The organism is Kitasatospora sp. NPDC042419 (genome assembly GCF_056437345.1).
Genome location: NZ_JBWKAW010000044.1, coordinates 1 through 22,312, shown reverse-complemented (window position 1 = coordinate 22,312; position 22,312 = coordinate 1). Strand labels below are relative to the sequence as shown.

The 22,312-nt window shown below is 71.7% G+C and carries 27 protein-coding genes; 19 read left to right on the top strand and 8 right to left on the bottom strand.

Annotated features, from left to right (window positions below; all coding sequences use genetic code 11):
* The 8 genes from AC067J_RS40790 to AC067J_RS40755 all read right to left on the bottom strand — a co-directional run bounded on the left by AC067J_RS40790 (window position 1) and on the right by AC067J_RS40755 (window position 8,551).
* On the bottom strand, window positions 1-264 hold the full coding sequence (locus tag AC067J_RS40790; protein WP_478307871.1) for a hypothetical protein: 264 nt from the start codon (window positions 262-264) through the stop codon (window positions 1-3).
* A gap of 54 nt (window positions 265-318) precedes the next feature.
* The gene (locus AC067J_RS40785) at window positions 319-1,221 is read right to left on the bottom strand and encodes a hypothetical protein (RefSeq protein WP_478307870.1); all 903 of its coding nucleotides are present in this window, start codon (window positions 1,219-1,221) and stop codon (window positions 319-321) included.
* Window positions 1,222-3,131: 1,910 nt separating this feature from the next.
* Entirely contained in the window at window positions 3,132-3,461 is a 330-nt protein-coding gene (locus AC067J_RS40780; RefSeq protein WP_478307869.1) for a hypothetical protein, read from the bottom strand.
* Between the two features lie 234 nt (window positions 3,462-3,695).
* Complete coding sequence (locus AC067J_RS40775) at window positions 3,696-5,195, bottom strand: hypothetical protein (RefSeq protein ID WP_478307868.1); 1,500 nt, start codon at window positions 5,193-5,195, stop codon at window positions 3,696-3,698.
* Entirely contained in the window at window positions 5,192-5,434 is a 243-nt protein-coding gene (locus AC067J_RS40770; RefSeq protein WP_478307867.1) for a hypothetical protein, read from the bottom strand. The genes AC067J_RS40775 and AC067J_RS40770 overlap by 4 nt, the downstream gene beginning before the upstream one ends.
* Before the next feature lie 245 nt (window positions 5,435-5,679).
* Window positions 5,680-6,912: an XRE family transcriptional regulator gene (locus tag AC067J_RS40765; protein ID WP_478307866.1), complete on the bottom strand. Its 1,233-nt coding sequence runs from the start codon at window positions 6,910-6,912 to the stop codon at window positions 5,680-5,682.
* A gap of 242 nt (window positions 6,913-7,154) precedes the next feature.
* Window positions 7,155-7,820: a P-loop nucleotide/nucleoside kinase family protein gene (locus AC067J_RS40760; protein WP_478307865.1), complete on the bottom strand. Its 666-nt coding sequence runs from the start codon at window positions 7,818-7,820 to the stop codon at window positions 7,155-7,157.
* The gene (locus AC067J_RS40755) at window positions 7,817-8,551 is read right to left on the bottom strand and encodes a GntR family transcriptional regulator (protein WP_478307864.1); all 735 of its coding nucleotides are present in this window, start codon (window positions 8,549-8,551) and stop codon (window positions 7,817-7,819) included. The genes AC067J_RS40760 and AC067J_RS40755 overlap by 4 nt, the downstream gene beginning before the upstream one ends.
* A gap of 495 nt (window positions 8,552-9,046) precedes the next feature.
* Between AC067J_RS40755 and AC067J_RS40750 the strand changes: the two genes are divergently transcribed.
* The 19 genes from AC067J_RS40750 to AC067J_RS40660 form a co-directional block, all read left to right on the top strand.
* Entirely contained in the window at window positions 9,047-9,346 is a 300-nt protein-coding gene (locus tag AC067J_RS40750; protein WP_478307863.1) for a hypothetical protein, read from the top strand.
* On the top strand, window positions 9,343-9,699 hold the full coding sequence (locus tag AC067J_RS40745; protein ID WP_367517772.1) for a hypothetical protein: 357 nt from the start codon (window positions 9,343-9,345) through the stop codon (window positions 9,697-9,699). Before AC067J_RS40750 ends, AC067J_RS40745 begins: the two co-directional genes overlap by 4 nt.
* Window positions 9,696-10,178 carry a hypothetical protein gene (locus tag AC067J_RS40740; protein WP_478307862.1) on the top strand — a complete coding sequence of 161 codons (483 nt, stop codon included), beginning with the start codon at window positions 9,696-9,698 and terminating at the stop codon, window positions 10,176-10,178. The genes AC067J_RS40745 and AC067J_RS40740 overlap by 4 nt, the downstream gene beginning before the upstream one ends.
* Entirely contained in the window at window positions 10,175-11,617 is a 1,443-nt protein-coding gene (locus AC067J_RS40735) for a hypothetical protein (protein ID WP_478307861.1), read from the top strand. The genes AC067J_RS40740 and AC067J_RS40735 overlap by 4 nt, the downstream gene beginning before the upstream one ends.
* Window positions 11,617-11,991, top strand: a complete 375-nt coding sequence (locus tag AC067J_RS40730) for an RRQRL motif-containing zinc-binding protein (protein WP_478307860.1) — start codon at window positions 11,617-11,619, stop codon at window positions 11,989-11,991. Before AC067J_RS40735 ends, AC067J_RS40730 begins: the two co-directional genes overlap by 1 nt.
* Before the next feature lie 156 nt (window positions 11,992-12,147).
* On the top strand, window positions 12,148-14,724 hold the full coding sequence (locus tag AC067J_RS40725) for a DNA translocase FtsK (RefSeq protein WP_478307859.1): 2,577 nt from the start codon (window positions 12,148-12,150) through the stop codon (window positions 14,722-14,724).
* A gap of 223 nt (window positions 14,725-14,947) precedes the next feature.
* The gene (locus AC067J_RS40720) at window positions 14,948-15,712 is read left to right on the top strand and encodes a hypothetical protein (RefSeq protein WP_478307858.1); all 765 of its coding nucleotides are present in this window, start codon (window positions 14,948-14,950) and stop codon (window positions 15,710-15,712) included.
* 1 nt (window position 15,713) lies between these two features.
* Window positions 15,714-16,634 (top strand): hypothetical protein, encoded by a 921-nt coding sequence (locus tag AC067J_RS40715; protein ID WP_478307857.1) that lies wholly within the window; start codon window positions 15,714-15,716, stop codon window positions 16,632-16,634.
* A 2-nt stretch (window positions 16,635-16,636) separates the two neighbouring features.
* Window positions 16,637-16,828, top strand: a complete 192-nt coding sequence (locus AC067J_RS40710) for a DUF2304 domain-containing protein (protein ID WP_384276222.1) — start codon at window positions 16,637-16,639, stop codon at window positions 16,826-16,828.
* Between the two features lie 175 nt (window positions 16,829-17,003).
* Window positions 17,004-17,183: a hypothetical protein gene (locus AC067J_RS40705; protein WP_478307856.1), complete on the top strand. Its 180-nt coding sequence runs from the start codon at window positions 17,004-17,006 to the stop codon at window positions 17,181-17,183.
* 107 nt (window positions 17,184-17,290) lie between these two features.
* Complete coding sequence (locus AC067J_RS40700) at window positions 17,291-17,668, top strand: hypothetical protein (RefSeq protein WP_478307855.1); 378 nt, start codon at window positions 17,291-17,293, stop codon at window positions 17,666-17,668.
* A 123-nt stretch (window positions 17,669-17,791) separates the two neighbouring features.
* Window positions 17,792-18,619, top strand: coding sequence for a DUF4097 family beta strand repeat-containing protein (locus AC067J_RS40695; RefSeq protein ID WP_478307854.1), 828 nt, complete (start codon window positions 17,792-17,794; stop codon window positions 18,617-18,619).
* Between the two features lie 119 nt (window positions 18,620-18,738).
* Window positions 18,739-18,981 (top strand): hypothetical protein, encoded by a 243-nt coding sequence (locus AC067J_RS40690; protein ID WP_478307853.1) that lies wholly within the window; start codon window positions 18,739-18,741, stop codon window positions 18,979-18,981.
* 76 nt (window positions 18,982-19,057) lie between these two features.
* The gene (locus tag AC067J_RS40685) at window positions 19,058-19,705 is read left to right on the top strand and encodes a hypothetical protein (RefSeq protein WP_478307852.1); all 648 of its coding nucleotides are present in this window, start codon (window positions 19,058-19,060) and stop codon (window positions 19,703-19,705) included.
* A 17-nt stretch (window positions 19,706-19,722) separates the two neighbouring features.
* On the top strand, window positions 19,723-20,262 hold the full coding sequence (locus AC067J_RS40680) for a hypothetical protein (RefSeq protein WP_478307851.1): 540 nt from the start codon (window positions 19,723-19,725) through the stop codon (window positions 20,260-20,262).
* 35 nt (window positions 20,263-20,297) lie between these two features.
* Window positions 20,298-20,471 (top strand): pRL2-8, encoded by a 174-nt coding sequence (locus tag AC067J_RS40675; protein ID WP_478307850.1) that lies wholly within the window; start codon window positions 20,298-20,300, stop codon window positions 20,469-20,471.
* Between the two features lie 11 nt (window positions 20,472-20,482).
* Window positions 20,483-21,268 (top strand): DUF6919 domain-containing protein, encoded by a 786-nt coding sequence (locus tag AC067J_RS40670; protein ID WP_478307849.1) that lies wholly within the window; start codon window positions 20,483-20,485, stop codon window positions 21,266-21,268.
* 101 nt (window positions 21,269-21,369) lie between these two features.
* Window positions 21,370-21,600 (top strand): hypothetical protein, encoded by a 231-nt coding sequence (locus tag AC067J_RS40665; protein ID WP_367517737.1) that lies wholly within the window; start codon window positions 21,370-21,372, stop codon window positions 21,598-21,600.
* An 86-nt stretch (window positions 21,601-21,686) separates the two neighbouring features.
* A partial coding sequence (locus AC067J_RS40660; protein ID WP_478307848.1) for a GGDEF domain-containing protein occupies window positions 21,687-22,312 on the top strand: 626 nt, incomplete at its 3' end.

Sequence of the window (22,312 nt, the reverse complement as noted above, 5' to 3'; positions counted from 1 at the left end):
TCAGGCGTCGACGCCCACGGCCTCCCGTTCCATCACCAGCGCCGTGCACACGCACGCGCACCAGCAGGCCCCGCCGCCCGGGTGCACGGAGAACGCCGTGCTCAGCGGCCCGCCGCAGCTGACGCACTGCGAGGCGCACCCGCACACGCCGCAGTCGGCGCACTTCATCCGGTCGCACGTCGCGCACAGGGTGTCCTGTGGGGGCGGGGTGGGGAAGCACTCGCGGCAGGTCGAGGCGGCGCAGTGCCCGCAGGTCGTCGTCACCGCCCCAGCCTCACCGCGCCGACCAGGTCTCCGGGACCGCGACACGCCCCTGGCTCAGTCGATCGGCGGGCCGGTCTTCAGCTCCTTGCGCCGTGCGGGGAAGGGGCGGCCGTCGTTGTGCTTGCCCTCCGCCTCCTTGATGGCGGCAGCGACCGCGGCCTGGACGAACGAGGAGAGCGTCACCGTGCGGTCGGTGCCCTGCAGCGCGACGACCGTGTTCCGCAGCCGGTCGAGCAGCGCGTCGGCGATGTAGGCGGGCACCTTCGTCTTCCCGCCGGCGCCCGCCGTGTCGTTGTCCGGCTCCGGCTCGTCGTCCGGCACGGTGACCTGCGCGGGGAGCGCCCCGAGACCGGCCAGGAGGACCGCGACGCCACTCACCCCGGCGGACGGGGATCTCTGCAGCCACGCCTCGCCGGTCGCCTGCACCAGCACCTCGGTGGCGGTCTCGGTGAGCACTCCGGTGCCGGCCGCCCCGATCCGGATCGGGGTGTCGTCGGCGAGCGTGTGCCACGCACGGCGCACCTGGCCCACGTTCAGCGCCGGACGGTGCACCTGATCGTCGTGGGGCATCCCGTAGGCGAAGCTGTGCGCGCCCGGGTGCTCGGCGAACAGCAGGCAAGGCCGCTCCTGGGGAACGACGGGTTCTTCGACATCGAGGTGAGGCGCGTCGGGGAACGGAAGCCGCTGCTTCGGCGGGACGGGCATCGGCTCGCCCTTGACGGTGCAGCTCTCGCGGACCAGGAGCTCACGGCCGGTCGGCTTCCAGCGCAGCCACCAGTGGCCGTCGTTCGCCGACTGTCCCAGCGCGTAGTGCCACTCCCCTTTGTGTCCCGCTTCCAGTTCGCACCACGCGAACGCCTCCACCACGTTCGCGCCGACCGGACGCGATGCCAGATAGGCCAGCTCCTCCACCGTGAATGTGGTGGCCACCGAGCAGCCCTTGCGCATCATGCTCACGCGCTTCCTCCCCTTCCTCGCCGAAAACCCGAGGTCATCGTCACGCGGGAGTCCGCACACGCGCGGGAGAATTCGGAAACCCGACCCCGCTCCAATACGGCTAAGCGAGCATTTCCGCTAGCGAAAATGAGAGCCGTAAAAGTCGCTGCAAGCTACCCATTCGGTTACTCGTTCAGCCAAGCCATAAGGCAACTTGAACAACTACCCACTTGCTCAGCGAAACGGCTACTAATAACCGGTGTCAGCGGTCCGCTGACACGCCGGATGTGCCGGTTTCCGGGCCCTCCACCGGAGTCCGGGGTGCCGGATTCCGGCAGGTGGGGTGCCGGTTTCCGGTACCTCGGGGTGCCAGTCACCGGCAGGTCGATGTACCGGCTACCGGCACCCAGAACAGAAGTGAACCGAAGAGAACCGGAGGGAACAGAGCAGAGGCCGGCGGAGGTGCCGGATTCCGGCAGGTCGATGTCAGGTTCCGACCGGGGCACTTTCAGACCCCCCGTGTCAGATTCCGACCCGGCGGGGGGTCAGTTTCTGACCCTGGGAGGGGTCGGATTCCGACCCCCAGAACTGTAGGGAACCGAAGGTGAACCGTAGGAAAGAGCTGCTGCGCGCGTGCGCGGCCCGGCCCGCGGCCGCCGCTCCGCCTCCGGCACCCCGAAGCCCTCAGCGGCCACGAGAGGGCCGAGCGGCACCCCGGCCCTCCCGGTGGGCGTCCGCCGGGTGATCGTCCGGCAGGAGGCGACACAGGCCGCTTCCCGGGCCCGCGCATCGTCGACCGCCGGGTGCACCATCAGCCCCACCGTGCCCACATCCGGATCACGCCCCCGACCAGGAAAGCCCCAGGAAGGCCCCTGTACGGCCCGGAGAGCGCCGATCGCGCGACGGGGGCCCCGTTCCACCCTGAACCCACGAACGGCCGTCAGACGGCGATCTACGGACGCGCCGCCCTGCTCTTCCAGTTGCCGGGCGAAGCCCGTCCGCTGTCCATCGGTGGAGCCGGGGCGCCTGTGGCGCCCCGGCGGAGCCGATTGGGGAAGTTGAGTCGTCCCGGAGGGACGTCATATCTCCTGACCTGCACGTACGCACCCAGGCCAGCCCCCACGGCGCGGGGCCCGTCACTACCTCGGCCACGACGATGCGGTCAGCCTGGCACCGGCCCTCACCCGAACGGGTGACGGGCCCCGCGCCCCTCTCCTCTGACCCCTAACAGGCCCTCGCGCTCTAAGAGCGGCCCTGCGGGTCGCTCCGCTGTTCGGTTGTCTGCGGCCGCACGGTGGTTGCGGCTCTGACCTGCGCTTTCAGCGTGAGGGGGTCGGTCCGTGAAGTGGCAGTGGGTCCAGTACCGGGAGGACTGGACCCACTTGGGAGAGCCGCGCAAGGGCCTGTTAGGGGAACCAAGCCGGTGCGCTCCCCCGGCTCGGCGAGCTGGTGCCCACCCAGGCCGGACCCGCCGCGGCGCTGTTCCGGGACCACCGGCCCGCCGCCCTGCCTGTCTTCCCCGACCGAGGCCGCCTCTTCGGCGCGTGCGCCGCGAGCGCGGCGAAGCCGCCAACGCGCCCTCGCGCGCCACTACCTGCAGATGGCCTCCGGCGTTCAGCGGCGCAACGCGCCGCAAGGCGCCAAACCCGATCTTGGTTTCGATGAGCTTGGTGTCGATGACCTTGGTTTCGTTCTGCGGTGGCGTTCACACCACCCCGCGAGGTTTCGTCTCCACCACCCTGCGAGGTGGCATTCATGCAACCTCCGGAGGTGGTACCGATACCACCTCCGGAGTGACCTGCGGTTTTACGGCTCCAGAGCCTGAAATCGGGGTGAAAATCGGGGCCGAAATCGGGGCCCGCAGACCCCGATTCCAGCCCCGATTCGCGGTCCGCCCCGCCCCCGGTTCGAGGACCCGGTTTTCACCCCGGTCACGCGTCCGCCGACGGCACGGCCCCGGCCGGCCAGGCGGCGAACCCGACCCACATCCACGGCCACTCGCGGATGTGCCCGACGACCTTCTCCGCCGGCACCGTGACGTCCCGCGCCTCCCCGGCCTCCCACGCCGACAGCAGCAGCCGCACGTACTCCACGTCCCACAGGACCGCCGTGTACGGCTCGCCGTCGTCGTCGAGCGCCAGGAGGAAGCCGTAGCCCTCGGCGGTCGGCTGCAGCCCGGCGACCGCGCACAGCGCCAGGTAGGCCGCGGGCCCGTGGAAGTCGTTCTCGGTGGCGAGCATGGCTCCGTGGATCGCGATCACGTGGTCCTCGTCTCGGTCGGGCACCGCCTGGCGGCGGCGCAGCACACGAAGAAGGCCCCGCCGGATTGGCCGGCGGGGCCTCGAAGGGGTCGGACAGCTACGTCAGCGAACCGCTGACAGGACGTGACCCGGGGGTCCGGGCACGCCAAAATCCGGTCCGGCCCGGAGGTCCGGGCGAACCGGGTGATCAGGTGGAGCGGCGGAGGGGAGAGCCCGCAGGCCCTCCCCGTCCCGTCAGCGCGCGGCCGCCAGGTCCTCGTGCTGCGCCATCTGCGCACCACGGCAGACGCCGCACAGCCCGTCCTCGGCTTCCGTCGTACGACCGCACGGCGAACCGTCCCAGCGCCGACCCGAGCAGGGCGCCGGGTCCGCGCCGTACATCAGCGGCATCGACGGCATCTCCGGGGCCGCCTCCGGCTCGGGAGCCGCCGACTCCTGGGGACGGTCGCCGTCGGCGTCCAGCGTCGCCAGCCGCAGCCGGTGGATGTCGGTCGCGGCCGACCGCGCGGCGAACTGCGCCGCCAGGAGCTGACCGAGGACGTCGGCGCCCTCCCGGCGGACCCGCTCGCGCGCCTGCTCCGCCTCGGCGAGCACCCGCGCCTTCGCGTCCGCCCACTCGGCGGGCGGGTTCTCCATCCGGGCGACGTCCTCGGCGGCCCGCTCAGCCGCTCCGGCGATGTCGCTCTCGAACCCGCCCACGCACAGCGGGCACAGCGCGCCCTCGGTGCCCCGGTCCTGCTCGCACCCGGGGCACAGCAGCCGGGCCGCGGCGGAGGCCGCCGCCGCCTTCTTCGCCTCGCGCGCGGCCTTGTGGTCGGCCTTGTAGTTCTTGCCGCGCTCGATGCACAGCACGCACGGCTCGCCGTCCGCCAGGAGCTCGCCGTCCTCGCAGCCCGCGTCCGGGCACTCGCCGTGCCGCAGCATCGCCACGGCCGCGCCCACCGGACGCTCCAGGCGGCCGGTCTCGAACTTCTCGGCGTACCCGTGCGTCGTCCAGCGCCGCAGCACCCGGGAGACCAGCTGCTCGGCGGTCCGCTCCTTGAGGGCCTTGGTCACCGCCGTCACCAGCGTCTTCGGCGCGTCGGTGTGCGCCGTCTCGCGCATCGCCTCCCGCAGCTCCGGCCGGTACGCCTCGAGGACCTTCAGCACCTCCGGCGCCAGCGGGACCTCGGCGGCCTTCTTCCGCGCCTCGCGCGCCGGGGCGGGCTTGGGCTTCTGCGCGGGCTTCGCCTGCGCCGGGACCGTCGCGGCCGCCGTCTTCTTCGCGGCCTCGGTCCGGCCCTCCCACTTCGCGGCCGCCTTGAACTCCGGGTGCGCGTTGTAGAAGTCCCGCAGCCGCAGCTGGCCCTGGTAGCCGGCCGGAGGGTTGAAGCGGACGAAGTACTTGTACCCCTGGCGCATCCCGCCCGCGTACCGGTACTTCTCCGTCCTGATCGCGCCGAGCGCCTCCAGCTCCTTGCGGTAGGTGGCCACCTGCCGGTCGTCCGCGAGCTCCAGGACCACCGCGATGGCCTTCTGCTTCGGGCAGGCGATCCGGCGGTTCGGGTTCTGGATGCGCGCGTTGATGTGCTCGGCGAGGAAGGCGTACATCAGGTAAGCCTTCGCCGACAGGCCCGCGAGCATCACCCACACCGGAACCGGCGTGTGGACGGTCGGCCAGTCCTCGCCGACCAGCTGGTCGCCCTCTTCCTCGCCGTACCCGTCGTCGTACGGCTCGTCGTCGAAGTCGTTCATCGGGCCACCTCCGAAACCGAGGCGGCGGCATCGCGGGCGGTCCCCGCGAGCAGGGGCATGTTGGTCATGAGCTGGGTGTACTCGCCAAAGCGGACACCCCCGCGAGCGCGGACTTCGGCCCCGGCCGGGGTGGGGAATCCCACGGAGAAACGTCGGCCGAACCGGTCAAAACGCGCCGTAGTGACCTTGACGGATGAGGCGTCGGGCTGGTTAGCCACGACGGTCTTGCGTACGCTCATAAGGAGCGGCCTCCAGGCTGATTGGAGAGCTTCGACAGGTCGGGGGTGAGAGCCCGGCCCGTCCGTACAGGGCCCCGTCCTTCGACGGGGCTTCTTGCGTTCCGCAGCCAGTGAGAGTGGATAGCTACGTCACGCGCTCGAACATCTTCTTCTTCCTACACGCCAGCCCAACGGGTGGACACGGGATTTCGTTGCTCAGGCCCCGATTTCCCGTCAGGCGGGAAGGAACTTCCTTCCGCTGCCCGTCACATGGGACGCCCCCTCAGTTCTCGCAGGTGGGCGAGGAAAGCCTGCGCTTCCCCGTCTTTCGCGTACCGCTCGTGCAGGACGCCGCCGAGATCGCTGGCGACCATCGCGAGCGAGGGCACCGACCGCCGGCTGCTGCCGAGTGCCTGCTGCCCGAACGACAGCGCCGTCTCCAGGTCGCCGTCGCGGGCCGCCGCCACGGCGAGCGTCACCCGGGCCTCGGAGATGCGCATCGGCGCCTTCTCCGTCCCGTCGAAGTCCGTGCTGGACCGGATCACCTCGCCCGCGATCTGCGAGGCGAGCCCGTCCTCGGCGACCCGGCGGTAGCAGTCCATGCGGTAGAAGTCGAACTTCGCCGGGTCCACCTGGAAGTGGTTCGCGATGTTCTCCGGGTAGGGCAGCGACTCCAGCAGCTGGCGGCCCGCGTCGAGCGCCACCTCCGTCTGCTGCCGGTCGCCGATCCGCGCCCACGCCTTCGCCTTCTGCGCGTACAGCTGCACAGCGACGCTCTGCCGCGGCGCGGCGGCGATCCCGGCGTCGGCGGCCGCGATGACGCCTCGGTAGTCCCCGGCCGTCAGGGCGAACCATGCCTTCATCTCGTGAGCCCAGCCGACGATGCCCGGGTCGCCGGCCTCACTGCCGAGATCCAGCGCCGCTCGCCGCGTTGCCTCGGCGGCCCCGCCGATCCCGGAGTCGTACTCGACACAACCGACCAGCAGGGCGAGCTGCCCGGCGAGTGCGATCACGTCGCGGTGCTGAGCAAGCGAGAGCCGCTGGTGCTGCAGGTTCGCCACCCGGCCCAGCCACGCCTTGCCCTCGATGAGCAGCTGCTCGGCGGGCGCGTGCGCGTACTCCGTGCACAGTCGGTCGGTGGTGATGCGCAGCGCGTCGAGCGTGGCGTTGTCTACGTCGCTGGCCCGCAGCCTGGAGACGATGTCGACGGTGTCCATGCCGCTGACGGCCTGGATCTCTGCCCGCCCGTCCCGCTGGCCCTCCACCGGAAAGAACGCGAAGGTCGTCGTGCCGAAGGTGGCGGCGATGGCCGGGGCGTACTTACGGGGGTAAGCCTCCCCCGCCTCCCACCGCTTCCACTGCCGCAGCATGTCGTGCTCGGCAGGAGCGTCGGCATCCAGCCGCGGCATCAGCGCGCGTACGGCCCGAAGCTGGCTCCAGCCGCGTGCTTCCCGCTCCGCCACCATCCGGCGAGCCCAGTCCGGCCGATCGTCGGACATCGAGGTCCCCTCTCCTCCTGTACGGAACCCGCAACGAATGCGGTCCGGCCTGGAGGTGCCCAGCGTCCAGCAGCGGGTCCTGACCGCGAGTCTGGCACGCGTGCACCGGCCGGAGACGGTGACAAATGGCGGTGACATTCCAATGTCACCGGCGCTCGTCACTTTCGGCACTTCGTGCTCCGGAGCACCGTGTGCAGCCAACCGGCAGCTACGGGAGGCGCGTTGTGGAGCACGAGTCGCGATCATGCGGAACCCTCGATCACGGGGATGAGGCTCCCGGCGTAGATGACGTGCGATTCGTCGGCGGTCGGCGGCTCGAAGCGGGCACCGTGGCGCAGCAAGTCTTCTTGGCTGAAGTACATGGCGTTCGGGTCGTCGAAGGTGCTGGCGTTGCGCTCCTTAATCCGTTCCCACAGCTCGTCATGGCTGGCAGGCAGGTACACCAGCGTCACGGCGGCTCCGGCGTCCTCGCCGACCTGACGCCACTCCTGGCGCTCGTCGAGCGTCCAGAGTCCGTGGTCCAGGACGACGTCCCGCCCGGAGGCCAGCGCGGTGCGCAGTTCGGCCGCGACCTCGGAGAGGATCGGTCGCTCCCGGATCTTGTAGGCGCCGCGGGGGAAGTCCCGCCCGTAGTGGCCGTGCTGCTCGAAGACTCGCTCGTCGGGACAGAGCCGCAGGTAGCCCCGGGATTCCAGCTCGCGAGCGACCGTGGTCTTCCCCGAACCGGGAAGGCCGGCCATCAGGATGAGCCGGGCCGGGCCCGTACGTCCCGCCAGTGTGCGCATGATCAGCGTGATCTCCGTCTGCTCAGCCGGGGGCAGTCCGCCCCGGCGCTGTGCCCGGAGGAGGTCTCCCAGGCGCTCCTCCATGACGTGCATGAGGGTGTCGTCCGCCAGCAAGAGCGTCATTCGGTGCTCTCCTCCTTGGTCCAGCGGCGGTCGGGCCCCCCGAGGTCCACGCCGTACTCGATGACGCCGCCGCCGCTGTCGATCACCTGCACCGTCGACACGATGACGGCGGCCCGGGTGTCCTGCGGGATCTCCAGCGGTCCCGCGTCGGCCGCGTCGGTGATCCGAGCCCACATGTGGCTGACACGGCGGACGACCGGGCGGCCGGTGTGCCGCGTGATCGCGTCGATCGACGTGCCGCTCGCCAGCCGCTTCCCCATCAGCAGCTCCGGCAGCGCGTCGGCGAAGGCGGCCGGGATCCACGAGGTCGAGTGGGCGATGACCGCGTTGGAGTGCTCGTCGCGGTACGTGCGGGAGCGGCGGAGCACCTTCTCCCCCGCCTTGATCCCCAACGCTTCCGCCACGTCCCCCGGAGCGGCCACGATCCCGGCCATGTGGGAGTCCGAGCGCTCACCGGCCCGCCACGAAGACCCGGTCAGCTTGCTGCGCTCCTCCCGTTCGGCTCCGGTCGCCAGGGACAGGCGCTCACGTACGACCGTGCCGTGGCCGCGCGACGACGTGACCAGGCCCTCCGCCTCCAGAGCCTTGTACGCCTGGTGGACGGTGGTCTTCGCCCACCCCTTCTCCTGCGCCATCTCTTCGATCTTGGGCAGGCGGTCGCCCGGCGCGTACTTCCCGCTCTTGATCTGCGCGGCGAGCGAGTCCGCGAGGTCTCTCCACTTGGGCGGCATTCCGCTGCTCTCCTCTGTCTCGGGCGACCCCAGTGAACCACAGTCATGGGACTAGATCACGTCCCGACGCAATAACAGTATTGCGTCGGCAAGGGTGATTGACAGGGGTCCGCAATACTGGGAATGTCATTCCCGCAAGGCAACGCCGAGTGAGGCAGCTCACGAAGCGTCGCGGCACAGCTATGTCCAAAACGGCCGCAACTACGGGCTGGTAACCACCGCGCGACACGTCGCGGCAGGACACCCGGGCGGTACCGCAAGTTCCTTGAAAACCGAATAGGTCCCGCCGAGAGCCCCACCGAAGGAGGTGATGGGGGCGAGGCGGAGCACGACCCAAGGACGGGGCTCGAGTGGGCCTCTGCGGAGGTGGGGTGCGAATCCCTTCCCGTCCACGCACAACTTCCATGCCCGAGCACGACGCGGCCCCCCGGCCGGCCTGCAAGCAAGACCGGGGAGCCGCACGGGCCGTCCATCCACGTGAGAGGAACCCGACCCGTGAACGTCATCGTCGCAGGACAGCGCATCGTGAGCGAGACCGAGTTCGTGGAGGCCGCGATCGGCTTCACCCCGAACGCGGACGACCTGGCCGACTTCGCCGAGTTCGTCGCCGAGGGCTACGGCCCCGCCGAACGCCGCAACGAGGTCGACGCCGAGAACGACTTCTACTTCCGCCGGCGCAAGCCGACCCCGCGCCGGACCCGCAAGCCCCGCACCGCCAACGGCAACGTCGTCCCGCTCCCCCGCACCCGCAGCGGCGCCGGCCTCATCGAGGACCGGAAGGGGTGGGCGGCATGAGGACCCCCTTCGGAACCTGGATCTACCTCCTGCTGGTGATCAGCGGCGGCGCCTGGGTGCTCGGACTGCAGACCGCATGGTGGCAGCGCCTCCTGGCCGTGCTCGCCGTGGTCGGCCTGGCCGTCGCCGACGCCGCGCACACCGCGGTCGTCTCCGAGCTGCGCGAGCGCACCGCCCACGGGCTCGACTCCCTGTCGACGTACATCCGGGGGCCGCTCGCCATAGCGGGCGGCGCCTGGCTCACGGGCTTCACCCTCCCCGCCACCGGCCGCGTCGTCCTGGCGGCCGCCGTCCTGACCGTCGTCCTGTTCGAGCGGTCGATGACCGTCCCGGTCGCCAGGACCGCCCGGTGAGCCGGGTGCAGCGGCTGGCCCGCTGGCTCCTGAACGCCGCCGTCGACGTCGACGGCATCCGCCTGATGATCCGCGAGCCGAAGCAGTGGCTGCTGGCCCGCGCCCACCACCCGTGGATCGGCCTCGCGCCGCTGGCCCTGATCGCCGCCAGCACGTACATCGGTCGGCCCACCCCGTTCTGGCTCTGGACGGTCGCCGTGGTCTACGGCGCGCTGTCCTTCGGCACCGACGCGGTCGGCAACGGCGCCCACTCGCTGTGGCAGCGCGGCCGGATCTGGCAGGACACGGTCTGCCCCTGCTGCGACGAGCACGGTGGCGGCGGCTGGTGGTCCGAGTTCCCCGACTTCCCCGACGGCCCCGAGGATCACGGGCGCAGGCCCGATGACTCGCGTACGCCGTCCCTGCACACCGTCACGACCCCCCGCGAGCGGGCGGCCCAGGCCGCGTTCGCCGCGACGAACCTGGAGGGCCTGCGATGAGCGAGGCAACCACCTACCGCGGCCGCGAGCAGATGGACGCGGTCAAGGCGCGCGCGGCCCAGGCCGAGGCCGCCGCGAACTCCCGGCGGACGAACGCGCTGACCGGGATCGAGATCGAAGAGGCCCGCGCGAAGGCCGCCGAGCGCAAGGACCTGCGCAAGGCGGCGGCGAAGACGAAGAAGGCCGAGGAGCGGACGAAGCGCCGCGAGAAGGCGGCCGCCGCCCGCAAGGCCCGCAACGAGCGGATCGCCGCCGCGATCAGCCAGCCGCTGCCGTGGGTGATGACGGTGGTCGTCACCTCGATCGCCTTCGCCTTCCCCGGCCAGTTCTCGGCGATGACGGGCCTGAAGGTGTACTGGGTGCTGGCGCTGCTGGTGCCGGTGTTCATCGAGGGCGCGACGTGGGCCATGGCCTGGCTGCGGAAGTGGGCGGTGGAGAACCACAAGCCCGCCAAGCTCTACACGGTCATGACGTGGGTGTTCGCGCTGACAGCGGCCGCGCTGAACGCGTGGCACCACCTGGACGAGCCGCAGCTCGCCGTGGTGTTCGCCGCCAGCTCGCTGTTCGGCGTCGCGGTCTGGGACATCTACATGCACTCCCAGGGCCACGCGGCCGGCGGGCGCGACGCCGCCGAGATCAAGCTCGCGCTGCAGCGCCGGATCCGGCACCCGAGGGTGTCGCGCCGGGCGTCGTGGCTGCGGACGGCGACGATCCCCGCGCTGAACGAGTCCGAGGCGTGGGCCATCGCGTGGCGTCAGGTCCGGGGCACCGAGCCGGGGCTGACGAAGCGGACCCTCAAGCGGCACAACAAGCTCGCCGGGAAGGTCGCCGAGCACGCCGAGAAGGCGTGCGAGCCGAGGCTGACCGCCTCGCTCGATCTGTTCGCCGCGCCGCTTGAGCCGGTCCGCGAGGTGCCCGCCGGACAGGGGTGGGCGATCGACCCGCAGGCCATCGCGCGGATCCTCGCGGACCCCGCGAACGCTAGCCGTGAGGCCCGCGCGGAGGCTTCCGCGAAGGAGATCAATTCGGCTAGCGACCCGGCGGGCCAGAAGCCCGCGCAGGCCGCGCAGGAGCCCCGCACGCTCGCGGCGAAGCCGCAGGTCAAGCCCAACAACCCCCCGGCCGCGCGAGGCCGGGAGAAGGGCCTCCAGGAGGGTTCCGCGAAGCAGGCGCGCGCGGCGCGCACGCTCGCTGCGGAGACTGCCCGCGCGGCCACCCCGGAGCAGGCCGAGGCGGAGAAGCGCACGGCCCGCGAGTGGGTCGCCGAGCGGCTGCGCGCGGGCCACGAGGTCGGCTGGCGCGACGTCCAGCGGTACTTCGAGAAGGACATCCCCGAGCAGCACATGCGCGTGGTGCGCGGGGAGACCTGGTGCCGCGCGCGGATCAAGGAGGCCGTGGCCGAGCACAGCGGTGACAAGCCGCTGCAGCTGGTCGGCTGATGGCTCGCGGGTACGTCAGGTTCTGGGATCCGGACGGCGAACGGTTCGGGATCCCGACCTGGCCGTGGAAGCTCGCGCCGGCGCACCTGAAGACCCGCGACCAGCTGGTGGAGATGGGGCTGCGGCCCCATCAGCCGCCCGCCGGTCAGATCCTCTGGAACAACAAGAAGCTGGGCCTGCGCCGCGCGTACCTGTTCGACATCGCGCTCGCGGGCCCGCCCAAGCCGCGCTCCCCCGGCCAGGTCGCCTCGCTGGAGGCGGCCCGCCGCAAGCGCCGCACCTGCCCGACCTGCGGCGTGGTGCGCGACTACACGATCTCCACCGCGCTCAAGGAGTGCACGACCTGCGCGGACGGCCTCGCGGCCGCCGCCTGAACCAACCGAACTGCGGGCTCCCGGCACTCACTGCCAGGCGGGGGCCGGGAGCCCGCACCCCGTACGGCCCGACCACCACTTTCGCGCGGACCCCGGCACTCACTGCCAGGCGGGGACCGGGGTCCGCGCTCACCTCGCACAGGAGGCATGACCAGCATGACGGAGATTGACGAGCGCCCGGTTACGACCGGCCAGGCCCGCAACAAGGTGACGGAGGCGGTCGAGCTGGTCGTCTCCACCCAGTTCGGCTCCACCTCGATGCTGCAGCGCAAGATGCGCGTCGGGTTCGCCGAGGCGACCACGCTGATGGACGCGCTGGAGAAGCTCAACGTCGTCGGCCCCTCCGACGGGTCCAAGGCCCGCGAGGTCCTGGTCAAGACGTGGGACCTGCCCGACCTCCTGCAGCGCCTGGAGGCCAACCCGCCGGCCCCGGTGCCGGTGCCCGCCCCGGCCCCGGGCGACGACGGCAAGGTCGTCACCCTCGCCGAGTACCGCACGGCGGCCGACCCGGAGTCGGCCGCGACCGCCCCGGCCGTCGACTTCGCCAAGACGGACGACGTCTTCGACCAGGAGGCCGACGAGCTCCCGGATGACGAGGACGACGAGGTCCTGGTCGACGAGGACGACGAGGACGACGAGCGGGTGTCGGCCCCGGCCGCTGCCGACTACGAGCCGAACTTCCGCGACCGGCTGCGCGAGCTGCCGCAGATCCCGGCCACCTTCCGCTCGAAGGCCGCGTTCGCCCAGGCGGTGCGCGACCTCGGCAACGACACCAAGCACGGCGTCTTCCACGCGGTCAGCCACTCGCCGAAGTACGCCGGGCGTGAGGTGAAGCGGGCGGTGAAGTTCTACGGGCGCGGGGTCGGCCACACCGCCCAGTGGATCTACTCCCGCGAGCACAAGCTGCTGGTCCAGCAGGCGTGGGCGGCCAAGCAGAAGAACGCCGCGCTGATCATGTCGACCACCAAGGCCATGTACAAGGAGCGCACCCGACGCACGCTCAAGGCGTCCGGCCTGGCGCTGGCGGCCGCGGTCGTCACCGCGATCGAGTTCGGCGCGATCTGGTACTTCAGCCCCGACTGGATGCGCCCCTTCGCCTGGGGGCCGGCGCTCGCCGTGGTGACCACCCTGGTCGGCATCGGCGCGGTCGCCGAGCGCATCCGCACCCGGGTCACCCCGGTCGAGGGCGAGGCGTACGAGGCGGACGCTTCGGACGACGACCCGTTCCCGATCGCCGACGCCCGCTCGCGCGCCGAGGCGGTCGACTGCATCCGCCGCACCCTGACCGCGAACGGCATCGCGGTCGGCGCGGTCGTCAAGCCGCACCGGCACCGCTGGGGCTGGGAGATCACCGTCCGGCAGAAGTCGGGCACGCCCGCCGAGATCGTCTCCAAGGCCGGTGCGATGGAGACCCCCCTCGGTCTCGGCGTCGACCGGCTCCTGGTCCAGCCGCACAAGGAGGTCCGCTCGGACTCCACCCTGCGCCTGGTGATGAAGAACCCGTTCGCCGGAATGGGCGAACTGGAGAAGGTGAAGCCCGGCTCGCTGACCATCACCGAGCCGCTGCTGATCGCCCGCCGCATGGACGCCGAGCCGTTCCTGCTGCCCGCGCTCGGCTCTCACGTCCTGGTCGTCGGCGGGCCCGGCTCGGGTAAGTCGATGCTGCTGCGGGCGATCGGCTCGCGGGTCTCGGACTGCTACGACGCGCAGCTGTGGGACGTCGACCCGGTCGGCCCCGGCCTGGACGCCCTCGGTCCGGCGGTCGCCCGCAAGGCCCGCTCCATGCCGCAGATCGAGGCGCTGCTGGAAGACGCGCTGAAAATCGCCCGCGCCCGCGCGACGAACATTCTGGCCTGGGGCCACGGCGACAATTGGCGGCCCTCCGCCAAGGAGCCCGGCCTGGTCGTGATGCTGGACGAATACAAGTCCCTTTCCGCGTACGCGAAGGAACTGGTCATCGAGATTTTCGGCGTCGGCCGGAAATCCCGCGTCACCGTCATCATCGGCTCCCTGTACGGCACCGCCGACGCCATCGGTGAGGCCGTCGCCGGGGCGGTCGCGGTCCGCATCATGCTGCCGAGCCGCCACAAGGACATCGAGCTGGTCTTCGGGGCCGGCGCGGGCGCGCAGGGCTGGCGCCCGGACCGGCTGCACCCGCTGGTGGAAGGCGAGGACCCCAACAAGTCCGACGTCGGCTGCTGCTACATCATGGGCGGCGGCTCGAAGGAGCCGCTGATCTACCGCAGCTACCCGCTGAACCCGAAGGTCGCGTACGCCCGCGGCGTGGCCCGCGCCGAGATCGGCCTTCCCCAGCTGGACCGCCGCACGCTCGCCGCGGCCGGGGTCAAGGCCCCGGAGCTCCCCAAGGTCGCCGACGCCCCGGCCCCCGAGGTCGAGGAGGAGGCGCAGGCCCTGGCCGACCCCCAGCTCGATCTGCTGATGGACACGCTGGACGGCATCGACGCCGTCGGCGCGACCAACAAGCAGGGCCAGGGCCGGGTGCACCTGGACACCCTCGCCACCTGGATGGCGGCGGAGTACCCGGACGTCTACGGCGACTGGGACCAGGCCCGCCTGTCCAAGGAGCTCAAGGCCGCCGGCGTCAAGGTCTCCGGCTCCGTCCGCGTCGGCGACCAGGGACCGCGCACCGGCGTGAAGGGCGAGGAGATCGCCGAACTGATCAAGGAGTCCCAGGACGCGGCGGAAGCCGCCTCCGAGGGCGAGAGCTCCTGATCTCCGATGTAGAACCGCAGGTCAGCGGCCTCTACGTGCCGCTCTACACCCTGCTCTCACCCCCTCGCCTGCTCTACGTAGAGCAGGCGAGAGAGCCGGTAGAGATCGCCGTAGAGGCCGCTGACCTGCACGAACGTCCCTGTAGAGCGGTTGTAGAGCGTCCGAGAGGCCCGAAAGGCCCGGAATGCTCCCCGACTCCCCGTGATCTTGAAGGAGGCCCGTGATGGGCGACGTGAGCACCGCCCGAGCCCGCACCGCCCCGGCCGCGACGAAGACGCCGGTCAAGAAGGCGGCGGCACCCAGGACCGCCGCGAAGAAGGCGGTCCCGGCCGCCAGGGCGCCCCGGAAGGCGGCGGCGAGGAAGACCACCGCCCCGAAGCCCGATCCGGCTCCGACCGAGCCGACCGCACTCGCCGAAGCGATCACCGCCCGCCAGCAGCAGCCCGGCTTCGACGCCGAGCAGCTGCTCGCCAACACCGCCCCGGCCCCGGCCAAGGCGGCGCCCCGGAAGACGGCGGCCAGGAAGACGACCGCCGCCAAGAAGGCACCCGCCGCCCCGGCCGTGAAGAAGACGCCCGCGAAGAAGACGGCGCCGAGGAAGAAGACGGCGAAGAAGCCGGTCCGCACCTCGGCGGCGAAGGCCGGCACCACCCGGGCCAAGAAGTTCAGCCAGCGCGTGAAGTACGCGAGGAAGCACCCGTTCACCGCCTCGCTCGCCGTGCTCCTGGTCGTCACCACCGTCGCCTGGCGCGGCACGAAGGCCGGCGGCCGCCTGCTGAAGTCCGGCGTCACCAAGGCGTGGGCCAAGGGCGAGGACGACCGGCTCAACCGCCGCGCCGCGAAGAAGGCCGCCGAGGCCACCGCCGCCGGTCACAAGGGGTGCCCGGCCTGCAAGGGCACCGGCGTACTGCCCAAGCACAACGCCGACGGCACGTGGGCCGGGTCCATCCGTTGCACGAAGTCCGCAGCCCGCCGCGCGGGGCGCTGACATGGAGGACTGGAGCCCCGACAACCCCTTCGGCGCGATACAGCCGTACTGGCTGCAGGTCGAGGGCAAGTGGCGCACCGCCGACGTCCTCGGACCCTTCCTCGGCGAGTACGTCACCTGTCCGTTCTGCGAGAACCAGAAGGGTCTGATCTTCGAGACGGACTCCTCCCGGCTCGATGAGATGGCGGACATCACCTGCACCTGCGGAAGGAAGTTCCAGGTCCTGGAGGTGCTCGGCTACGACCTCCAGCAGCGCCTGGCGTTCCTCGCGGGTGAGGAGACCGACCCGGCCTGGACGGCGAAGGTCCTCGCCGAGGACCCCAACCACACCAGCGGCCCGCAGCCGCCCGGCGCCGACGACGAAGCCGCCGAGCCGGAGCCCGCCCCGGCCGCCGCCAGCACGCCGCCCCCGCGGATGCGTGCTGGCGGCCGACGCGAGAACCGCGGCGTCGTCGTCGGCCGGGGCGAGAAGGTCACCGGTCCGGTGCAGGCCAGCGCCGGAAGCACCACCGGCACCCGGCGGCCCGCCCCGAAGTCGTCGCCCCGGGCGACCCGCAGGGCCGTCGACGAGGCGACCCGCCCCGCGCCCGGCACCCGCGTCTACCGCAACGACGGCATCGTCAACACCGGCGTCCTAGTCGTCGGCGACAACAACCGCCAGGTCAACGTCCGCACCGACGGCAGGGGCGGCGGTCAGGTCACCGTCGACGGCCAGCCGCTCACCTCCGGCGGCCGCGTCCCCCGCAAGGTCGCCGCCCGAGCCGAGCGCGCCGTCCGCGACGCCGTCCGCCAGGCCGGACAGGGCGCCGGCCCCGGCGAGGTCCGTATCCACGGCGAGAACAACAGCGTCGTCACCACGACCACCAGCGGTGACCAAGTCCAGGTCACCCGCTCCACCAGCAGAAGGAAGAAGGAGGACTGACCGTGCTGACCATCTCCGCCGTCGTGGTCTTCGTGCTCGCCGAGGCCGGGCTGATCTGGAAGGGCGGCCTGAAGTTCTGGCACGCCGCCGTCTGCAACATCGCCGCCCTCTACCTCGCGGCCACCTCCATGGGGCCGTCGCTGTACGGCGGGCTGGAGAACGCTGCCAACATGCTCAGCGAAATACGTTTCTAGTTGGCTCTCAATTCCGCTAGCGGGAAAGCGGGGCGGAATAAGTCGCGGTTCGGCTGGGTGATCAGATCGCCGCCAGGCAACTTGTTCCGCTACCGAAAGCCTCTGTCAGCGGATCGCTGACAGAGGAGGAATCCCGCTCCCACCTCGCGCAATGCAACGGAAGGGGCCCCATTCCGTGGGCGTCAAGTACGTCATAGTCGAGCCCGATCCGCCCGGCCCGCGCTGGAAGACGACCGCCGTCATCATCGGCGCGATCCTCCTGGTCGCGTATCTCCAGGGGCAGGACGGAGCGGCGGATCACCAAAAGCCGCGTCCCACGCCCTCGCCGAGCGTCAGCCGCAGCGCGACGCCGTAGCCCGGCCGATCCCGCCGGCCCCGGAGCGCCTCTCACCGTTCCGGGACCTGGCGGGGACGCCCGGTCACCCCCGACCGGCCGCCCTTCGCCCGACGAAGGAGTACACCGTGTCCGTCTCCGACTTCCTCGCCCGCCTCCAGGGCAAGCGGGCCGCCTACGACACCACCGACGAGGTCGTCCAGCTCCTGGACGAGCAGTACGCCCGCGTCCACGACGCCCGGCTCCCGGTCCACCTGCAGCGCGCCGCGCACCTGGAGGAGCTCCTCTCCTTCCAGCCCGGCCTGATCGACGCCCGCGCCAAGGCCGCCGACCTCGCGCTGTACGCCGACGCGCTGGTCACCGCCGCCCGCAGCAACGGCCACACCGAGCTCGCCGAGCGCCTGGTCGACGTCGTCGAGTCGCTGCACGGCGCCGTCGCCGAGCTCGCCGCCGCCACCCACGCCACCGTGCCCGTCCCGCAGGTCCCGCTCGCGTACGCCGCCTGACCTGCGCCAACAAAAAAAGCATCCTCGAAAGATGCCGAACGCTTGAAACGCATCCTTCAAGGATGCATTATTGGTTGTGCGGGGGCCGCCCGGCCCCCGCACTCTCCTACCAGGGAGCACGCCTTGAGCACGCAGAAGATGCACACCGCCACCGCCACCGGCCCGGTCGAACTGGACCTGTCGGTCTCCAACGGCCGGATCAACGTGCACGTCAACCCGGCGGCCGTGAACGCCACGGTCACCGTGCACACCGCCGCCGAGGACGGCCCGGTCGCCGACGCGGTCAACGACACGAAGGTCACCGAGCACGGCGGCAAGCTCACCGTCTCCGTCCCCGACGACATGGCCGGCGGCATCGGCGGCACCAACGTCGTCCAGGTCGGCGGCTCCACCTTCTCCTTCGGCGGCGGCGTGGTGAACACCGGCACCATGACCGGCGTGACCATCAGCGACGGCGACATCTGGATCGGCGGCCAGCGCGTCGTGGCCAACGGCCAGGTCGTCGCCGAGCAGGGCGCCAAGGTCGGCGGCGCGACCGGCACGATCACGGTCGACGTGGTCCTCCCGGCCGGGTCCTCGCTCGCGGTGAGCACGAAGAACGCCGAGACGACCGTGCGCGGCGACCTGGAGGCGATCCGCTTCGACGCCCGCAACGGCTCGCTGCAGGCCGGGGGCGTGAAGGTCCTGGAGGCCGAGACCCACAACGGCTCGGTCCTGGTCGACCGGGTCGAGGAGGAGCTGGAGGCGTCCACGCACAACGGCTCCATCACCGTCGGGGCCTACAACGGCCGCCGCGGCTCCGCCCGGACGCACAACGGCGACGTGAACATCAGCGCCACCCCGGCGTCCTCCGGCAAGCTCGCCGCCCGCACGCACAACGGCAACATCCACGTGCGCGGCGCCGGTCACCTGGACCTGAAGACGTCCACCCACAACGGCCGGGTCTGGTAGTTCCGCCCCGGGGCGGCCGCCAGGTCGCCAAACTCACCGGCCGCCCCGGGCCTCCCATCCCGCTCCAGACGGAGCAGGGGGCAGACACATCGTCCCTCGAATCCGAAACGGAGCTCCACATGACCCCGCGCCCCGACGACGAGGCCCGCAGCGAACTGCGGGACCTGGTCGCCAAGGCCAGCCAGCGCCGCGAGTCCGAACGCGAGCGTGTCGAGACCGAGTTCTGGCAGGAGATCGACCGCCTGCAGGGCCGGTACCACGGCGCTCAGCAGGACATCGCCGACGCCCTGGACGTCAAGCGCAACCAGATCCTCCGGCAGACCAAGCGTTACCGGTCCGCCGAGGAGCCTGCCGCCGACTGATCCCCGGCCGCCGCCCCGCCCCAGGCCCTCCCGGGCCGGGGCGGCGCCCGCCGGGAGACGCCCCGAGGAGGGCCCGATGCCGCAGTACCCCCCGGCTCCCGGCGAGATGCCGGCCCCGAAGACGCCCGCCACCTTCCTGCGCGAGCACGCCGCGTACGCCACCACCGCCGTCTCCGCCGGCACCCTGCTGACCCTGGCGAGGATCTGGAACGAGCAGGGCGCCGAGCACAGCGTGGGGGCCGCGGCCCTGATGCTCTGCTTCGGCGGCGCGTCCGGTCTCTTCGCCGTCCGCCTGGACGACCCCACCGCGCAGGCCGTGTTCGCCTCCGGCGCGATGACGTTCGGCGCGCTGTCGGTCGGCGTCTACTCCGACCCCATCACCCCGGCCCTGATCATCTGGGCAGTCGCCCTGATCACCTCCTGCGTGATGATCGGCCGTTCCCACCGCGAGGACCACCGCGTCCACCGGGCCCACCTCAACGACATGCAGGCCCGGAACCTGGAGCGCAACGCCGACCTGTCGATCGCGAAGATCGAGGCCACCGCGATGGTCGACGCCGCCCGCGAGCAGTCCGCCGCGATGGCCGCCCTCGAGGAAGCCCGCGCCCACCGCAGCGCCCTGGACGAGAACGGCGCCGTCGACCCGATGGCGATGCTCCGGGCCTCCGGCCAGCTCCCCAAGCTCTCCGTCGTCCAGGACGACGCCGACCGGCGCACCGCCTGAGCCGGGAGGACATCGAGATGATCAGCGTCACCAGCCACAACGTCTCCTTCGGCCACCGCCGCCTCGCCCGGCACGCCGAGCAGATCGTCGACCAGGCCGCCGGGCTCATCCGCTCCCACTTCGGCGCCCTGCCCGACGTCGAGGTCCTCATCTCCAGCCGCAGCGACGCGCTGGCCGACTTCGTCCACGAGGCCAAGCTCACCCTGCTGCCCGGCGCGGACCCGCGCGAGGTGGCGAAGCAACTGCGCTGGGAGCGCCGGGGCCTGCGCGGCAAGTACGGCGTCACCGAGCTGTCCGACGGCGGCATCGTCCTCGGCATCAACCTCGGCAAGGCCCGCACCGCCACCGACGTCAGCGAGACGCTGACGCACGAGCTGGTGCACGCACACCAGCTCTCCGGCCGCGCCGCCCGCGAGGAACACCTCGCCTACCTGCGCTACGGGTTCGAGATCGAGCCCCTGCCCCGCCGCAAGGTCCGCGCCTACGAGCGCGTCATGGACCGCCGCGAGCGCGAGGCCCGCGACGCCGAGCGCCTGGCCTCCCAGATCCCCGCCTGAATCCGCACGTCACCCCGCCGAACAGGAGATATCCGATGGCGAGCAAGCAGGCCCTGAACCCCCCGAAGGGCGAGTGCACCCAGTGCTGGCTGCACGCGTACGACAGCCGTGAGCAGCACAAGCACCTCCAGCCGCGCGAGGACTGCCCGGCGTGCGTCGACCACATGCTCAACGGGCACGGCAACATGATCGTGGGGGCCGGACGATGAAGCTCCCCTGGATGAGCCGCGCGGACAAGCGGCGCTGGCGCTCCGCCGAGAACCTCCAGGAGCTCGGTCACCTGGTGGCGTCCTGGCTGATCGGCGACATCGCCAGCCAGCCCGGCTACGAACCGCACTGCGGGCCCGACGAGGAGACCCAGCACCTCATCCCGGTGCTGGTCGCCGTCAACCGCCTCGGCTTCGTCACCGACGGCTCCCAGCCCGGATTCGCCGGGTACGGCTACGACCACCACTGGTGGGAGCAGCGCGCCGCCGTCTCCGGCCTGGTCGACGACCCCGAGCTGCGCGACCGCCTGGTGGCCGCCGCCGAGGTGGCCGGCCTCACCGTCGTCCAGCACGACATGACTCCCCGCCGCCACGCCGAGGGCGTGCCCGTCACCCGCTCCCTGGGCCGGGCCCGTACCCACTTCGGCCGCTTCCTGCCGGTGCGCGACCTGCGCACCGTCTGGCAGCCGGAGATCATCGGCCGCCGCGCCTTCAACAAGGTCGCCACAGCCTGGCAGTTCACGCTCATCGACCCCGAGTGGGGCCGCGACGACGTCCTGTGGGAGGCCCTGGCGGAAGTCGTGCGCCGCTACCGCCTCGAAGACGTCGAACGGAAGGCCCGCGTACGGCGCGAGGCGCTGAGCCACGACAACCTCTGCCGCCGCTACGCCTACCCCGACCTCGCCCGCGGCGCGGTCCAGGAGTGGCACGACGACAAGGTGCGCCGGGCGGTCGAGGAGGCGAGGCTCAGCGGCTGCACGGACGCCGCCATCGAGCTGGTCGTCGGCTGCGAGTGCTGATCTGTCCCTCCCCCGTGCCGACCGGCCCTTCGGCGGCCGGGCGGTGCGGGGGACCGGACAGCCCGGCCCCCGCAGAGATCAGCACGAAGGAGGTGGACGCCATGGCGCACTGGGAGATCCGAATCCCCACCGTCACCGCCGACCAGCGAGACGGCGTCCAGGTGTTCACGTACAGCGCCGAGCGGTATCCGCTGCAGCTCCTGGCCAAGCGCCAGGCCCGCGCGGACGTCGACAGCGCCGACGCCATCCGGCACCGCCGGGGCGCCGAGGCCAAGACCGACGCCATAAAGGTCGTCTGGCACGAGACGTACGAGTTCGCGAACGACTTCTGAGTTCGCCCCGGGGCGGCCGTCCTACGGCCAAGCAGACCGGCCGCCCCGGGCCCATCCACCCCGTACAAGACGAGACGGAGAACCCCATGATGACGCAGACGGAGCTCGCCTTACAGCTCCTGGCCCTGCTCCTGGCGGGAGGGTGGACGCTGCACGCGCACCGCCTCTACCGGCGTCTGCACCGCGTCCGCCGCGACCCGCTCACCGGGCTTCTCACCCGGGACGGCTGGAGCCGCGCGGCGGACCGCATCATCCGCCGGCACCGTGGCGCGACCGTCCTGCTCGCCGACCTCAACGGCTTCAAGGCCGTCAACGACCGGCACGGTCACGACGCGGGTGACGCCGTCCTCGCGGCCGCCGGCGAACGGCTCGCCGCCTGGTGCGGCAAGAACGATGTCGCCGGACGGCTCGGCGGAGACGAGTTCGTCGCGGTCCTCTCCGACGACACCCGGCTGCCGGACCGGCTCGCCGACCTGGCGGAGCTCCTGCGCCAGCCCGTGGCCCACGGCGGAGAGCAGCTGCGTGTCGGCGCCTCCATCGGCGCGGCCCGGCTCGCCGAGCTGGAGGACCCGACCCTGGCGGCCGCGCTCAAGGCCGCCGACAGCGCGATGTACCGGATCAAGGGGCGCACCCGGGGCGGCCGCCGCCTCCTGGTCCCCGCCCTCGCGGCCGCCCGCCGCCTCCCGGCCGCGCTCGCCCACCGCTTCCGGCT

Excerpts from the sequence above, each read along its gene's own strand:
- AC067J_RS40675 (WP_478307850.1), top strand. The coding sequence starts at position 20,298 with ATGGCGAGCAAGCAGGCCCTGAACCCCCCGAAGGGCGAGTGCACCCAG.
- AC067J_RS40685 (WP_478307852.1), top strand. The coding sequence starts at position 19,058 with ATGCCGCAGTACCCCCCGGCTCCCGGCGAGATGCCGGCCCCGAAGACG.
- AC067J_RS40765 (WP_478307866.1), bottom strand. The coding sequence starts at position 6,912 with ATGTCCGACGATCGGCCGGACTGGGCTCGCCGGATGGTGGCGGAGCGG.
- AC067J_RS40725 (WP_478307859.1), top strand. The coding sequence starts at position 12,148 with ATGACGGAGATTGACGAGCGCCCGGTTACGACCGGCCAGGCCCGCAAC.
- AC067J_RS40680 (WP_478307851.1), top strand. The coding sequence starts at position 19,723 with ATGATCAGCGTCACCAGCCACAACGTCTCCTTCGGCCACCGCCGCCTC.
- AC067J_RS40665 (WP_367517737.1), top strand. The coding sequence starts at position 21,370 with ATGGCGCACTGGGAGATCCGAATCCCCACCGTCACCGCCGACCAGCGA.
- AC067J_RS40745 (WP_367517772.1), top strand. The coding sequence starts at position 9,343 with ATGAGGACCCCCTTCGGAACCTGGATCTACCTCCTGCTGGTGATCAGC.
- AC067J_RS40755 (WP_478307864.1), bottom strand. The coding sequence starts at position 8,551 with ATGCCGCCCAAGTGGAGAGACCTCGCGGACTCGCTCGCCGCGCAGATC.
- AC067J_RS40720 (WP_478307858.1), top strand. The coding sequence starts at position 14,948 with ATGGGCGACGTGAGCACCGCCCGAGCCCGCACCGCCCCGGCCGCGACG.
- AC067J_RS40690 (WP_478307853.1), top strand. The coding sequence starts at position 18,739 with ATGACCCCGCGCCCCGACGACGAGGCCCGCAGCGAACTGCGGGACCTG.
- AC067J_RS40715 (WP_478307857.1), top strand. The coding sequence starts at position 15,714 with ATGGAGGACTGGAGCCCCGACAACCCCTTCGGCGCGATACAGCCGTAC.
- AC067J_RS40735 (WP_478307861.1), top strand. The coding sequence starts at position 10,175 with ATGAGCGAGGCAACCACCTACCGCGGCCGCGAGCAGATGGACGCGGTC.
- AC067J_RS40730 (WP_478307860.1), top strand. The coding sequence starts at position 11,617 with ATGGCTCGCGGGTACGTCAGGTTCTGGGATCCGGACGGCGAACGGTTC.
- AC067J_RS40770 (WP_478307867.1), bottom strand. The coding sequence starts at position 5,434 with ATGAGCGTACGCAAGACCGTCGTGGCTAACCAGCCCGACGCCTCATCC.
- AC067J_RS40670 (WP_478307849.1), top strand. The coding sequence starts at position 20,483 with ATGAGCCGCGCGGACAAGCGGCGCTGGCGCTCCGCCGAGAACCTCCAG.
- AC067J_RS40760 (WP_478307865.1), bottom strand. The coding sequence starts at position 7,820 with ATGACGCTCTTGCTGGCGGACGACACCCTCATGCACGTCATGGAGGAG.
- AC067J_RS40775 (WP_478307868.1), bottom strand. The coding sequence starts at position 5,195 with ATGAACGACTTCGACGACGAGCCGTACGACGACGGGTACGGCGAGGAA.